The organism is Staphylococcus lugdunensis (genome assembly GCF_001558775.1).
Classification (GTDB): domain Bacteria; phylum Bacillota; class Bacilli; order Staphylococcales; family Staphylococcaceae; genus Staphylococcus; species Staphylococcus lugdunensis.
Window position 1 is genome coordinate 411,880 of record NZ_CP014022.1, and the last position, 14,556, is coordinate 426,435.

Annotated in this window: 11 protein-coding genes and 1 pseudogene; 7 read left to right on the plus strand and 5 right to left on the minus strand. The window is 31.5% G+C overall.

From position 1 onward, the window contains the following. Positions 1-10: 10 nt before the first annotated feature. Positions 11-1,102 (plus strand): L-ascorbate 6-phosphate lactonase, encoded by a 1,092-nt coding sequence (ulaG, locus tag AL499_RS02035; RefSeq protein ID WP_002459180.1) that lies wholly within the window; start codon positions 11-13, stop codon positions 1,100-1,102. Positions 1,103-1,696: 594 nt separating this feature from the next. Then, positions 1,697-2,788, plus strand: coding sequence for a prephenate dehydrogenase (locus AL499_RS02040; RefSeq protein WP_037540377.1), 1,092 nt, complete (start codon positions 1,697-1,699; stop codon positions 2,786-2,788). Positions 2,789-2,903: 115 nt separating this feature from the next. Here AL499_RS02040 and AL499_RS02045 read toward each other — a convergent pair whose 3' ends face one another. Further along, positions 2,904-4,166: a Y-family DNA polymerase gene (locus AL499_RS02045; RefSeq protein WP_002459182.1), complete on the minus strand. Its 1,263-nt coding sequence runs from the start codon at positions 4,164-4,166 to the stop codon at positions 2,904-2,906. A gap of 152 nt (positions 4,167-4,318) precedes the next feature. Between AL499_RS02045 and AL499_RS02050 the strand changes: the two genes are divergently transcribed. Continuing rightward, a complete protein-coding gene (locus tag AL499_RS02050) occupies positions 4,319-4,504 on the plus strand; it encodes a 2-hydroxymuconate tautomerase (protein ID WP_002459183.1) in 186 nt (61 codons plus the stop codon). A gap of 58 nt (positions 4,505-4,562) precedes the next feature. On the opposite strand, the gene AL499_RS02055 is transcribed toward AL499_RS02050, so the two are convergent. After that, positions 4,563-5,543, minus strand: a complete 981-nt coding sequence (locus AL499_RS02055) for an LCP family protein (protein WP_002478232.1) — start codon at positions 5,541-5,543, stop codon at positions 4,563-4,565. Positions 5,544-5,682: 139 nt separating this feature from the next. Between AL499_RS02055 and msrA the strand changes: the two genes are divergently transcribed. The 4 genes and pseudogenes from msrA to AL499_RS02075 all read left to right on the plus strand — a co-directional run. Beyond that, positions 5,683-6,195: a peptide-methionine (S)-S-oxide reductase MsrA gene (msrA, locus tag AL499_RS02060; protein ID WP_002491893.1), complete on the plus strand. Its 513-nt coding sequence runs from the start codon at positions 5,683-5,685 to the stop codon at positions 6,193-6,195. Between the two features lie 948 nt (positions 6,196-7,143). Then, positions 7,144-7,365 (plus strand): hypothetical protein, encoded by a 222-nt coding sequence (locus AL499_RS12815; protein ID WP_158519353.1) that lies wholly within the window; start codon positions 7,144-7,146, stop codon positions 7,363-7,365. Positions 7,366-7,505: 140 nt separating this feature from the next. Then, on the plus strand, positions 7,506-7,763 hold the full coding sequence (locus AL499_RS12820; protein ID WP_002459188.1) for an SdpA family antimicrobial peptide system protein: 258 nt from the start codon (positions 7,506-7,508) through the stop codon (positions 7,761-7,763). A 318-nt stretch (positions 7,764-8,081) separates the two neighbouring features. Beyond that, positions 8,082-8,447 (plus strand): annotated as a pseudogene (locus tag AL499_RS02075) (transposase); the annotation flags it as partial. Between the two features lie 196 nt (positions 8,448-8,643). Here the strand turns inward: AL499_RS02075 and mprF are convergent. The 3 genes from mprF to alsT form a co-directional block, all read right to left on the minus strand. Then, positions 8,644-11,166 carry a bifunctional lysylphosphatidylglycerol flippase/synthetase MprF gene (gene mprF, locus AL499_RS02080; protein WP_062248833.1) on the minus strand — a complete coding sequence of 841 codons (2,523 nt, stop codon included), beginning with the start codon at positions 11,164-11,166 and terminating at the stop codon, positions 8,644-8,646. Between the two features lie 188 nt (positions 11,167-11,354). Further along, positions 11,355-12,578, minus strand: a complete 1,224-nt coding sequence (locus tag AL499_RS02085) for an AI-2E family transporter (protein WP_002459191.1) — start codon at positions 12,576-12,578, stop codon at positions 11,355-11,357. 309 nt (positions 12,579-12,887) lie between these two features. Continuing rightward, on the minus strand, positions 12,888-14,345 hold the full coding sequence (gene alsT, locus AL499_RS02090) for a glutamine transporter AlsT (protein ID WP_002478235.1): 1,458 nt from the start codon (positions 14,343-14,345) through the stop codon (positions 12,888-12,890). Positions 14,346-14,556 lie beyond the last annotated feature (211 nt).

A 14,556-nucleotide genomic window follows, 5' to 3' on the forward strand; every position in this document is an offset into this window, starting at 1 on the left:
AGATTCAATAATGAAAAATGTTAAAGATATTACAAGAGAGTCATGGATTCTATCTACCTTTCCAGAATGGGGAACTTGGCTTAATGAAGAAATAGAAAATGAAGTTGTTAATGAAGGTAATTTTGCAATGTGGTGGTTAGGCAATTGTGGTATCTGGATCAAAACGCCAGAAGGTGCAAATATCGTTATGGACTTATGGTCAAACAGAGGCAAATCTACTAAAAAAGTTAAAGATATGGTTCGAGGACATCAAATGGCCAATATGGCAGGCGTTCGTAAACTACAACCAAATCTTCGTGTACAGCCAATGGTTATTGATCCATTTGCGATAAACGAATTAGATTATTACCTAGTTTCTCATTACCATAGTGATCATATTGATATTAATACAGCTGCGGCAATCTTCAACAATCCAAAATTAAACCATGTTAAATTTGTGGGTCCGCATGAATGTGCCCGCATCTGGAAAGAATGGGGTGTTTCAGAAGATCGTATTATCACAATAAAGCCAGGTGAAAGCTTCGAATTTAAAGATGTAAAAGTAACAGCGGTAGAATCATTCGATAGAACTTGTCTTGTTACATTGCCAGTTGAAGGCAGCGAAGAAAATGACAACAATTTAAAAGGACTTCCAGTAACTGACGAAGAAATGGCTCGAAAATCAGTCAATTATGTATTTGAAACTCCAGGTGGTACGATTTACCATGGTGCTGACTCACATTTTTCAAATTACTTTGCCAAGCACGGTAAAGACTTTAAAATAGATGTTGTACTCAATAACTATGGTGACAATCCTGTAGGTATTCAAGATAAAATGACATCGATTGATCTTTTACGTATGGCAGAAAACTTAAATGCGAAAGTAATTATTCCAGTACATTATGATATTTGGTCTAATTTCATGGCATCTACAAATGAAATTATAGAACTCTGGAAAATGCGCAAAGATCGCTTACAGTATCAATTCCATCCTTTCATATGGGAAGTTGGTGGTAAATATACTTATCCAGAAGACAAAGATAAAATAGAATACCATCACCCACGCGGTTTTGATGATGCTTTTGAACAACCTTCAAATATTCAATTTAAAGCATTATTATAATTGAATTAGAAAGCAATAAATAAAAAAACACTTATCAAACGGTTATCACAGCGTGTCGGCAAAACCTGAAATTTTGCTGGCACGCTTTAATAAACTCTAATTTTGTAATTTTTGTCCTTGAATCAAAACTCATACATCCCCCACTTCTATACCTAAATCTCTAGTTTCTTATGCTGATTGTGTTCTCTCACCAATGCGCACTTCCATATGTTTATCGTCTATAGAGACTGTTTATTGCTGTCTTTATAAACATGAACATTTGTTTCATGTAAAATATATTATTCCTATAAAGATTTCTCCTGATTCAGTTTGAATTTCACAGTTCTCCCTTTTACTATTATAAGTAATGCAGCTTTATTAATCATCCGTGTCGAATAAACTAACTGTTAATGATATTGCTTCTGTAGCATTTCTTGTTGGACTACCAATTTCAATTAGTGTCTGGATTGTTTCTAAAGTATTTTCAGTCACGCATATATCCCTTTTTTAAATTACAGATTACTATACCTTTTACTCCCCTAATTATATTTGATTAATTACTCCATCTACTTTACAATATTTTTATTCTGAAAATTTTGAATAAGGTGATTCTTAATGCACAATATTGTTTTTATTGGACTAGGCTTAATTGGCGGTAGCTTGGCAAGTAATTTAAAGTATTATCACAGTAATCTTCATATCTCTGCATATGATTCAGATATTTCTCAGTTAGAAAAAGCATATTCTATGGGTATTATTGATACTAAAATAACCGATTATCGCATTGCCGTTGAACAAGCAGATGTTTTAATTTTTGCAACGCCTGTTCAACAAACGATTCGTTATTTAGCTCAATTACATCTATTTAACACTCAGGCTAACCTAATTGTTACTGATACTGGGAGTACAAAAACAAACGTTTTAGAATTTGAAAATCGACTATTGCATCATAATATACACCTTGTAGGTGGCCATCCAATGGCCGGTAGTCATAAGTCTGGGGTGTTAAATGCTAAAAAGCATTTATTTGAAAATGCATATTACGTTCTCGTTTATAATTCAACTAAAAATCGCGATGCTGCTCAATATTTGAAACAATTATTTAGCTCTACTTCAGCTAAATTTATTGAAACAACAGCAAAAGAACATGATATTGTCACTGCAGCTGTTAGCCATGTACCCCATATTATTGCAGCTAGTTTGGTGCATTTAAATGCAAATCAATCTACAAAACATAAATTAGTTAAACAACTTGCTGCTGGTGGTTTTCGCGATATTACTCGCATAGCTAGTAGTAATGCAGAAATGTGGCGCGATATTACAATTAGTAATAAAACAGCCATTCTAAACTTAATACAAGATATGCAACAACAATTAGTAGCATTATCTTCATTAATTCAAAACGATAAAATCGAAGAAATTCAAGCGTTTTTTGCTAACGCTAAAACATATCGTGATGCTTTACCCCTTAAACAACAAGGCGCATTAAATACAGCGTATGATCTATTTGTAGATATTCCGGATAAACCGGGTATGATTAACCAAGTTACTTATATTCTAAGTTTACATAACATTTCTATAAGCAACTTAAAAATTTTAGAAGTCCGTGAAGATATTCTTGGTGCACTTCAAATCAGTTTTAAAACACCCGAAGATCGTGATAAAGGTATTAAAGCTTTGCATGAATTTGATACCTATGTACCATAAGTCAGTAGTTGATTGGATTGAAAATACGCTGGTACCATTTTTTCAATCCTAGTCAACCTTGCCGGGGTGAGACTACGAATTCATCATGAATTCTGTCCCACTCCCAATGTAATTATTACATCTTATGTCCTGCCATTAATCCTAAACGTCCGTGCTTAGTACCTGAATCAGTATAAGATATAGCTTTAGATACAATGCCTTTACCATATTTCATGTGTAAATTATCAATCGTTTTAGCTAATTTTTCATCTCGTTTACGTTCGTATTCATCAAAAAATAAATTCAATTGCCGTTGATCTTCAGGTACAAGTTGTGTTAAAGATACACTTAATGTACGGTATAATACTTTTTTATCGCATAAATGATTAGCATAGTAGTTTACTACTTTAAATATTTCTTTTTCTAAGTTAGTCGGATCTTCAAGTGTATATTGCTTATGCACGCCACCACCTTCGCTATAGCCAAATGAAAAGTGAATTGTTCTTGCCATTTGTTTTCGCGCTCTCACCCTGCTTGCCACATCTTCTATTAATTCTTGCATAACTACTTTAGATTCCTCAAAGGTGTAATCTCGCATTAAAATTTGGCTCTTACAAATTGAAGGATTTGTAATATGATGCTTATCTCGTAACTTACTTTGATCTATTCCATTCGCATGTAAATGTAAATCAGTACCTAATATTCCAAATGCTTTCTTTAATTGGTTATGTGGGTATTTTGCTAAATCTCCCACAGTAAAAATCCCACGTTTATTTAATTTAACTTCTGTCCGTTTATTAATTCCCCAAAATTCTCTCAAAGGTTGTATATTCCATAATTTATTCGGAACATCATGATAACGCCATTCTGCTATACCATTTATAGTATGTTTAGCTTCAGTATCCATTGCTACTTTACTTAACAGCATATTTGAGCCAATACCTACTGTACACATAATTCCTGTTTCTTCATATATTTCCTTTTTTAAGCGTTCACAAAAAGCAGTAACAGTAGAATTAAAGCGATAATAACTATCTGTTACATCCATAAAAAATTCATCAATACTGTATTGATGTAAATCTTCAGCTGGAACATAACGTAATGCTATTTTTGAAATAGCTATAGATACGTTTAAATACTTCCTCATACTAGGATTAATAATATAAATGTCATTACGATGTGGAATTTCGAATAGTCTTGAACCTGTTTTAATACCTAATTCTTTTAATTTTGGTGTTGCTGCAAGTACCACTGAGCCTTGTCGTTTAGTATCTGCTACTACTGCTAACTTTGTTGTTTTTGGATTTAAACCTTTCTCTATACATGAAACACTTGCAAAAAAGCTTTTTTGATCAATACATAAGACATCCCTATCGTCTAATAAATTGTAATCATACATTCCCACTACCTCCCTGTAGATATTTTAATTATATACGAACAAATGTTCTTTTTCAATACTTATAAGAACAAATGTTCTATAAAATATTGTTCTAAACATAAAGGTTTCATGCTATACTAAAATAGACTTAAATTTTAAAGGAGGCGCTATTTATGCCAATCATAAATGTAAAATTAATAGAAGGTCGCTCTGATGAACAATTGAAAGCATTAGTATCAGAAGTCACTAATGCAGTAGAAAAAACAACAGGCGCTAATCGTGATGCAATTCATGTGATTATTGAAGAAATGAAGAAAAATCATTATGGTGTAGGCGGAATAAGAAAATCTGATCAATAAAACCCTTTAAAATCGATAAAAACGCCAGCTACATACGTAGTTGGCGTTTTTACTATACTTAGTTATCATCATCTAAAAACTTCTTGATAGCTTCTTTATTTTTTTGTTTATCAATATCTAAGGCACTTCCATCATTATTCGTATTGATATTTTGGTATGAATTTTTCACTGGTATAGTCAGAGACTGTACATCTTTATCTCCACGAATACCAAAACTTATACCTGTTTGGAAAATCGCTGAATCGGGCATATCTGTGTTAATATAACCTCTTAAAATACCTGCAACACGTGGCAATTTAAAAACTGTGCTAGGTGTTACTAATTCTTGCTTTAATGTTTGCATCACTTGCTGTTGACGACGTACACGACCAAAATCACCTTCAGCATCATGACGGAATCTAGCATATCCTAATAGCTCTTTACCATTAAGTCGATGGTGTCCTTTTTTTAATGACACGCCAATATTTTTGGACATATCTTTTTCAACATCTATAGGCACCCCATTAGGCGCTAACTCATCAATCATTTTCTCAAAACCTGTAAAATCAATAACTGCATAATATTCAGGATTAATTCCTAAATTCTTATTCAAAGTTTGTCTTAATAACTCTGGACCACCTAATGTATAAGCTGCATTAAGCTTATAGCTATTATATCCAGGAATATCTGCATAAATATCACGCATCACAGACATCATTTTCATTTTTTTGTGTAAATAATCGTATTGTACAATCATCATAGAATCTGTTCTAGATTTTCCAGACTGTGCTTTATCTGCACCTAGCACTAACACTGAAATTTTCCCATCATTTTTTATAGGGCCATTAAATTTATGAATTTTAACATCCTTTGCATGTTCTTCAGCATATTTAATTCCATTTTGATAGCTCACTGTAATATAGACAATCAAGCTCACAAGTAAAATCAAAACAATTAATATTGCGATGGGTAATTTTTTTATACGTTTTTTAGTTTTTTTAGTTGAAGTAGTAGTCCCATTACTTCTTCTGTATTTGGTTTGTTCCTTCTCTTCTGCCATGGCTACCTACCTTAATTTTAATTTCTTCAAAATACGCTATCTATGTATTATAATATACATTAAAGTTATAGAAAATAGCTAAAAAAATCAAGATATTTATGAAAAAATGGTACTAAGGTCTAATGAGAGGATGGTATAAATGAATATAAATACCGCATATTTTGCCGGAGGTTGCTTTTGGTGTATGACAAAGCCTTTCGATACTTTTGAAGGTATTGAAAAAGTAACATCAGGCTATATGGGAGGAACGACTGACAATCCAACTTATGAAGATGTTAAAAAAGGTACAACAGGTCATTATGAAACAGTTAAAATTGAATACGATGTTGCACTTTTTTCATATCATAAACTACTTGAAATTTTCTTTTCAGTGATTGATCCATTAGATGATGCAGGCCAGTTTCAAGATAGAGGTTCCCAGTATAAAACAGCTATTTTTTATACGAACGATGATCAAAAGAAAATTGCCGAAAACTACATTCAGCAATTGCAACATACCATATATTCTGACAAAGCTATTGCCACAAAGATTTTACCTGCTTCAACTTTTTATAAAGCAGAGGAATATCACCAAGACTTTTATAAAAAGAATCCTGAGCACTATGCCAAAGAACAACAAGATCGTGCTAATTATCAAGCAGATTTACATTAATGTTACTTTATCTAAAATCAATCTGTGATATAGATAAAATAGATTAAAATTAAAATCCCAAAATCTTTTCTTCGAGTATCGTTTCAATAATATCATTAATATGATGAGAGATATCGTTTGAAAGTATTAATACTAAATGGCATATGTTGCGTCATGTTATCGCTTTATACATAAGGTACCTCGTTAATTTAGTTTAGTGAAGTTTATTAAATTATACGAAAGTGCCTTATTTTTTAAAGTATTTCAATGTATCATTACAAATAAATACGCCGTATTTTGGTGAGACTTTTGAGGGAACAGGACAAGCTGAAGCTGTCCCCTAAGAAAGCGAGCCAACAATACGAAATATTGTAAATAAAGAAGCCAGTAAATAAAATTATAAAAGTCATTTATTGGCTATTTTTCTAGGATTTATGTCCCCGACTGTTTTTAAAGTTGTATTAAACACATACATCTTTTCAAGTACGTATAGTAAATTTGTATCATCGTCATCAAAAATCAAATTGAATGCTACCCGTCTATTTTTTAGACGCTTAAGAACTGAATAAAGATACAAAATTTCTCTTGATCAAAATATATGAAAACGTATCATTGGAAGTATGTATAAAACCTGCATAATGGATAATAATAATCAAAAGGCATAAACGCTGTTAAATCAACGTTTATGCCTTTTAGTTTAGTTAACATAATTAACGATTATAGGTAATCGTTTTGTATAGCGTATTCATCAAATTATTTCTAAAGTTAAATTAAAAATTAAAGTTTTAAAAATAGGATTGGTTTTTATTTCAACCGTTTGCTATATTAAAAAAAAGGAGTTGGTTAATTATAATTTTACTATTAACAGTTTTATCTAATTTAATAATAACATTATTTTTAAAAAAATCTTTAAAAAATAATGTTGGAGATCAAGTTAACTATTTTATGGGCCTGCGAACTAAAAATTCAATGAAAAATAAAAAGAATTGGAAATTGACTCAAGATTTTTTTGTTAAATTTAGTATTAAATTTAGCTATTGGTTTTTACCTTTAGGGATAGTATGGACTATATTTGACATAATATTTGGTATTTCTATCACTTCTTTAATAATACAATTCATCCTATTTATCACTTTCATTATAGTAATTATAATAATCACTGAAAAAGAGGTGAAAAAAATGGTCGAATAATAACAGAAAAGAAGATCTTACATTCAATAAAACTATCATGATTTTGATATCAGTATTTCTTGTTTATTTTTTAATATTTATTAGTTCTATATTAAGTATAATGCCTAATAACCCTACTAAAGATAAAACACAAATAATTAATGCTTCTTGTCTTTAGAGTACTTCCTCAAGGATGGGCTTTTTATAGTAGAAATCCTAGAGATAATACATATAGAGTTATCAACACAAAAACAGGAGAACGAGCAACACAATTTCCAAACGCTAGCCCAAATAACTATTTTGGTTTATCTAGATATGGCAGATTAAAAGATGTAGAAGTTGGAAGACTAATATCTAAAATAAACGAAAAAAATGGAAAGACACTACTAGTAATCCTATTAAATTTGGTCGAAAAATGAAAAAATCAAAATGGTTAACAATCAATTAAATCCAAAAGTAAAGAGGAGATATTATCATATATTATAGTGATCCTATTCCTTGGAAACATACTAAGATTAGCTATGAAGAAATCTATGACGATAGATTTCTTCATAGCTATTTTTTATAGTTATAGAGAGGAGTAGACTGTACGGTCTCTTTGGTTTTAAACCCGTATTAAAAACTAGTCAGCTTTACTCTCGCCTTTTGAAATTCGTTTGTAGTATGTTGGGTTCTTGAAACCGTGTATAGGAAAATGAAATGAGAAAGGTTAAGTAAAGTTTCAACTTCTCAAATAATTAGATGAAGCTATGATTCAGTTAGCAAAGCAACTTAATTGTTTTGAAAATATTCATTCAATACCTGGAATTGGTGAATTAACAACGGCTATGATTATTGGCGAAATCGGAGATATTACACGATATCAATCAGGTCGTACACACAGTAGAGATACGATTACCAAGAATGACAATAAAAAAGAGAGAAGACTTTTATTTTGGGTGGTTATGAATATTATTAGGGGACAACGTCATTATGATAACCATGTCGTCGATTATTACTATAAATTAAGAAAGCAGCCTAATGAGAAAGCTCATAAGACTGCCGTCATCGCATGTATGAATCGACTATTAAAAACGATTCATTATTTAGTATCGAATCGGTAATTGTACGATTATCAAATGTCTCCACATGAGTCAAACGTACAACCAAATATAGTTTAACACCTTATTCAAAAAATTTAAATTGAACGGACTAATTTAATAATGCTTATTTTAAAGGGCTTGACTAATCTTAATATGTTTATTTTGGGCTTTATATTCTATCCTGAATTTTTCTTGAGAGGATGTTCACCTAGTTTTATTATTTATGACGTATGACACGCATTACTTTTAACATGCTGTACCATAAAGAACTGTCTTTTCTATAAACTAAAAATCTTGGTTCCCAATTAGGACTATATTTTTCTTTATAACGTCTTAATCCTTGGAAACGATATAAACCGTTAAAATGTTCAAAAACACGTCCAGCAATTCTTTCTCTCACAAAAGCAAAATCCATTTGACCAACATTAGACAACGTGGCCATACCCATGTTAAAGGCACCGTAACCTTTTTCTTTACTCCACAATAACATGTGTAAATATAAGCCATCCATTAGTGGTAATTCAATTTCCGGCAACCACCGTATTAAATCAACTGATATAGCATCATTATAATATGTTGGCATTAAACTACAGAAAGCAATGATTTTATCATCTTTATCTTTAATAACGCCAATCGGTGCTTTGGATAAATATTCCGGCGTAAATTGTCCTACAGAAAAGTGCATTTCTTGACGACCATCCAGCCACATATCACTAATTTCTTTTAAACTACTCATAAGGTTGTTTGAAAATGGCGGTTCAAGAATTTCAAACTTAAACTCAAGCTCTTCAAGTTTATTAAGTGTCGCGCGGAAGCCTCTACGCTTTTTACCTGAAATAGTAAATTGGGTTAAATCAATAATAGCTTCCTCCCCTAATTTGAAAAATTGATTACCAAAGTTATGATAGAGTGGCATAAATCGATCACTTACTTGATAAAAGATAACATCATAGCCTAAGCGTTCAGCGTATTGATAAAACGATTCGAGTAGCGTTTGAAAGCTTTGAGTATCCCCAATAGGATCACCTAGTACAACAAGCGCATTACCTTTATAACGATACATTAAAAAGGCTTGTTCATTATCATGCATAAAAACATCTTTATCACCACTGTATAACAAATGGCTTAAATAGTTACCCCCATATGAATCAATAATAGTTTCACATTGTTTATAGTCGTTTATTTGATGTGGACGATTAAATCGATAATCAAACAACCAGGCAATAATACCTACAACAAGTATAATCACTAGAATGGTTAACCAGAAATAATATCTCAATGCAGATGTATTCATTTCTATTTGATATACATCCAACGCATAAAAAGTTTGTGAGATAATAAAATGATTCACATAAAGCACAACAACACTCATAATAAATGACATTACAAATTGATGTAATCTGAATGGGCGCTTTAATACTTTCGCACGACGGTATGCAGCAACCAATATAGCAAACATAACAATAAGCCAACTTAATAATAAGGCAGATGCATATGTATAAATTGTTGCTCCAAAAATTAATATAATCGAGATCATTGCGAAAATAATAGCTCTTCTACTTTGTTTAAATATCCCTTTCACATTTAACAATAGTAATAAACAGGCACTTGTATGAATTGATAACACAATGTAATACACAAGATGATTTTCATCAAATAAACCATCATAAATAATCGTCATATTATTTATAAAAAACATGATACTTGTTATCAAAACAAGGATAGCCACCGATAATGATGGGATTTTTGCTAAAATATCCTTTTGATAAGACATTGCAAAAGAGGTGATGTCTTTAGCCGGAACAAAGTATTTAGAACCTTCAAAGTAACGTTTAGCAGTTGATCCAAATTCAAACGTAGAGAGTAATAGTGCCACAACGACAGGTACAAAATAATAGGCAAAACGATAAAGTAACAGCGCTAATAAAATTTGTTCCTCAGGGATGTCTAATGATTTTAAACCAAGAAGTACAACTAAATCAAAGGCACCAAATCCACCAGGAATAAAGCTGACTAATCCTGATAAAGCTGCAATAATAAAGACGCCTATTAAAGTCATAAATGAAATATGGATATCGACTATTAATACAGATAAATATAATACTAATGCAGCTGCTAGCCATTCAACACTTGAAACTAATGTGCAATACACACCCATAAATCTATTCTTTTTATCTGCTGGGCGCATAATCGTGTATATGATGAAGATAGGTAAAAATAAAGCAACGACATATAATATCCAACGTACCCAACTTATTTTGTCAATCATATGTGATGCATTAAATACATGTAACACAACCAAGATAGATAATAAGCTTAATCCTGTGAGCATAGAGATTAAGATGATTGAAATATAATGTACTAATTTTTTCTTGTCTTCCGTATAATTTTTATATACAACTGCTCTCACACCAGCACCAATAAAACCACCAAAACCTATAATGGCATTAAAAGCATTGATAATGTAGCTTATTCGAATGATTTTAAATAAAGGCATTTCCATCTTTAATGATTTGACTAAGATGACATCATACATAGAGAGCAAGAGTAATGATGCACCACCACAAGCAAATAGTCCAACGAGCATCCAGCGATTGATTTTACTAAATACGGTAACTGTATTTTTAAAATCAATATGTGATAATTCACGATAGAGTGTAAATACCACAATGCAAAACAATGCTGTTGCAAAAGTAATTTTTAATATAGATAAAATTCTATTTTTAACTTCCTGATTCATTTTTTCACATCAATTCTAATTAATTCTTTTGTTACTGAAAATATATCATAACTGCCTGTGATTGAACATGACTATCGTCCTAACAGATTTGTAATATACTAAGGTGCACTAAACCGTTGAATTGATTCACATATGCAATAAAAGCCGATAAAGCAATCCCAAACTGTCCTACTTCATCGGCTACTATACTATTCTGCTATTTTCGAATCTTCTTTAGGAATATCATAGTCTCCAGCATCATCACCATAATACTTATTATATCGGCGTTTAAAAATTAAGAATATGTGAGACACCAGTACTTTTAATATCGCATAAGCTGGAATACCTAAAATGACACCTACAATCCCTAGCAAGTTCCCTGCACTAAGCAAAATGAAAATAATTGTTAATGGATGTATTTTTAATGTTTTACCCATAATATTTGGAGAAATAAAATGACCTTCTATAAATTGAACTAATGTCCATACAACAGCTAATTTTAAAAGCATTAACGGAGAGGTTATTAGCGCAATAATAATTGCAGGTGAAATAGCGATCGTTGGTCCTAAATAAGGTACAACACTTGTTACTGCAGCGATACTTGCCAATATTAAGCTATAATCTAGACCAATAATCGTATAGCCAATAAACAATAAAATACCAATACAAAATGACACAATAATTTGTCCTTGTATATAAGAACCCACTTGAACGCTCATTTTTTCTAATAAGTCATGATAATCTTTTCTAAATTTAGGTGGCATAATTTTAGTCGTGTACTCTTTAAATTTATGACCGTCTTTTAGCATAAAGAACAGTACAAATGGTGTTGTTATTAAAACTACGCCAACATTTACAATAGCTTCAGCAAATGTTCTTAATTTAGTTCCAAAACCATCAAAATAGTCTGTAACAATACTAGGAATCTTTTTAGATAAAGAATCTAAATTGGTCTGTATTTGATCATAAAATGAGGACAAGAACGAAAAGTGCGTCACCTTATCTAAAGTATCATTAAATTTAGTCACATATGCAGGCGCATTATGTATTAAGCGTGTTACCTGACTGCCAATGACCGGAATCAATAAATTAACGATGAGTGCAATAAGTCCAACAATAGCTAAAAATACTATAACAATACCCAGCAATCTTGGAATGTTATAACGCTCCATCAAGTTAATGATTGGATTGATTAAATAGAACAAAATTAACGATAGAATGATTGGTGCTACAATAGTGTTAAAGACAATGATAAATGGTTCAAATACATATGAGACTTTGTCAAAAATAAATATAACAATACCTAATAATACCAATGCACTAAGTGCAAATATAAGATCCTTACCACCAAAAAATCGCATAAATCTTGTTTCAGAAAAACTTAATTTACCTGGTTTCTTTTCAGCTGTATTCTTTTTATCATCCAACATCATTATTCACCAAACCTTAACTCGTATTCTCTATTTGTAACTACATTTTTCAATTGATTGTATTTTACTAATCTATATCATACCATACTTGTCATAAATTATAGATTATTTTATCTGAAAATGCATCAATACGATAAAATAGGAGCAGGTAAAAAGCCAATAGTTATGACTTAATTCCCCACCCCTATTTTACAGAGTTTGTGAGCAACACAAATTGTTTTTAAATAGCACAACGCAATTTTAAACGGTTATTATAAATATAATTTAACAAGTTTACTCATTTTAAAATATCTCAAACTTTAAAAGTTTACACTATGATTTTTTAGATTTATTTTCACGTCCCCAAGATTCAATGCCAAATAAATTTATTTGTAAATTTTCGGGATTGAACACGGGATGTTTTCCTTCTTTACGTTGTTGTTGATAATCTTTCATCACTGCGAAAGCTACATTGGATAAACCAATAATCGATATTAAATTCACAATGGCCATAAGTCCCATAAACAAATCTGCTGTACTCCATACTGTTTCCGTTTTAACTACAGCACCAACAAACACTAATATCACAACTAAACATCTAAAAATAAATAAGATTATTTTATTCGTTGATAAAAACTCTATATTAGACTGTCCGTAATAATAGTTCCCTACAACTGATGAAAATGCAAATAAAGTCACAGCTACAGTTAAAAAGATACCGCCAGCAGATCCTAAATGATCATTTAAAGCTGATTGTGTGACAGCAACACCTTGTGGCGCACTATCGCCAAATTTCAAACCTGAATAAAGTAAAATCATAATTGCTGTAGCAGTACATACGAGCATTGTATCGAAGAAAACACCAAGAGATTGAATTAAACCTTGTTTAACTGGATGTGGAACAGCTGCTGTCGCTGCAGCATTTGGTGCTGAACCCATACCAGCTTCATTTGAGAATAAACCACGCTTAATACCTTGTAATATAGCAGCTCCTAACGCACCACCAGCAACCTGTTCAATGCCAAAAGCACTCTTGATAATTGTGCCAATCATTGGAACAACTTGATCTAAATTCATCAATAAAATAACTAAAACCATACCAATATAAATAATAGCCATAATAGGTACTATTAGTGATGATAGTGTTGCAATACTACGAACACCACCAAAAATGATAATCCCAGTAATAACTGCTAATACAACGCCTGTTATCACAGGGTTGACATTGTACTGTGTATTTAATGATTCTGCAATCGTATTAGATTGCACCGTATTAAATACAAATGCAAATGTCACTGTAATTAAAATCGCAAATAAAATACCTAACCATTTTTGATTAAGTCCTTTTGTTATGTAATATGCAGGTCCTCCACGGAACCCACCTTCTTTATCATGAACTTTATATATCTGGGCAAGTGTAGCTTCCATAAACGCACTTGCTGCTCCGATAAAAGCAATAATCCACATCCAAAATACTGCACCTGGGCCACCAAGAACAATGGCAGTAGCAACACCTGCAATATTCCCCGTACCCACACGTGAGCCGGCGCTTATCGCAAACGCTTGAAATGGTGAAATACCTTTCTTTCCAGACTCTAATGTTTCTGGTTTCTCAACGAGCGCTCTAAACATTTCTGGCAACATTCTAAGTTGTACAAATTTTGAACTAATAGTAAAGAAGAAGCCAACCGTTAGTAACAGACCAATTAGGTACTGTGACCATATTAAATCGTTTCCGACTTGCACAATTGTCTTAAACCAGCCAGGAATCAAATTATCAAAATCTCTCACTCTATCCATACCTCACATTTATCTAAATTTATCTAGTGAATACGTTAAGAGATTTACATTTATAATTTAGGTTATATGATTCATTGAAAATGGAACAATGAACTTACTCCTATTAAATGTAAATCTCTTGCTTTTATACAAGTTAAAAAATAAATAACAATTCTAAGTTTATCATTTTATTTTAACTATGAAAATAAAATCACTAAAAACA

Bases quoted from the DNA above. Each gene is read 5' to 3' on its own strand.
- ulaG (WP_002459180.1), top strand. From the start codon at position 11: ATGAAAAATGTTAAAGATATTACAAGAGAGTCATGGATTCTATCTACC.
- AL499_RS02045 (WP_002459182.1), bottom strand. From the start codon at position 4,166: ATGTATGATTACAATTTATTAGACGATAGGGATGTCTTATGTATTGAT.
- AL499_RS02050 (WP_002459183.1), top strand. From the start codon at position 4,319: ATGCCAATCATAAATGTAAAATTAATAGAAGGTCGCTCTGATGAACAA.
- AL499_RS02085 (WP_002459191.1), bottom strand. From the start codon at position 12,578: ATGATGTTGGATGATAAAAAGAATACAGCTGAAAAGAAACCAGGTAAA.
- AL499_RS02040 (WP_037540377.1), top strand. From the start codon at position 1,697: ATGCACAATATTGTTTTTATTGGACTAGGCTTAATTGGCGGTAGCTTG.
- AL499_RS12820 (WP_002459188.1), top strand. From the start codon at position 7,506: ATGCTTCTTGTCTTTAGAGTACTTCCTCAAGGATGGGCTTTTTATAGT.
- msrA (WP_002491893.1), top strand. From the start codon at position 5,683: ATGAATATAAATACCGCATATTTTGCCGGAGGTTGCTTTTGGTGTATG.
- AL499_RS02055 (WP_002478232.1), bottom strand. From the start codon at position 5,543: ATGGCAGAAGAGAAGGAACAAACCAAATACAGAAGAAGTAATGGGACT.
- AL499_RS12815 (WP_158519353.1), top strand. From the start codon at position 7,144: ATGAAAAATAAAAAGAATTGGAAATTGACTCAAGATTTTTTTGTTAAA.
- mprF (WP_062248833.1), bottom strand. From the start codon at position 11,166: ATGAATCAGGAAGTTAAAAATAGAATTTTATCTATATTAAAAATTACT.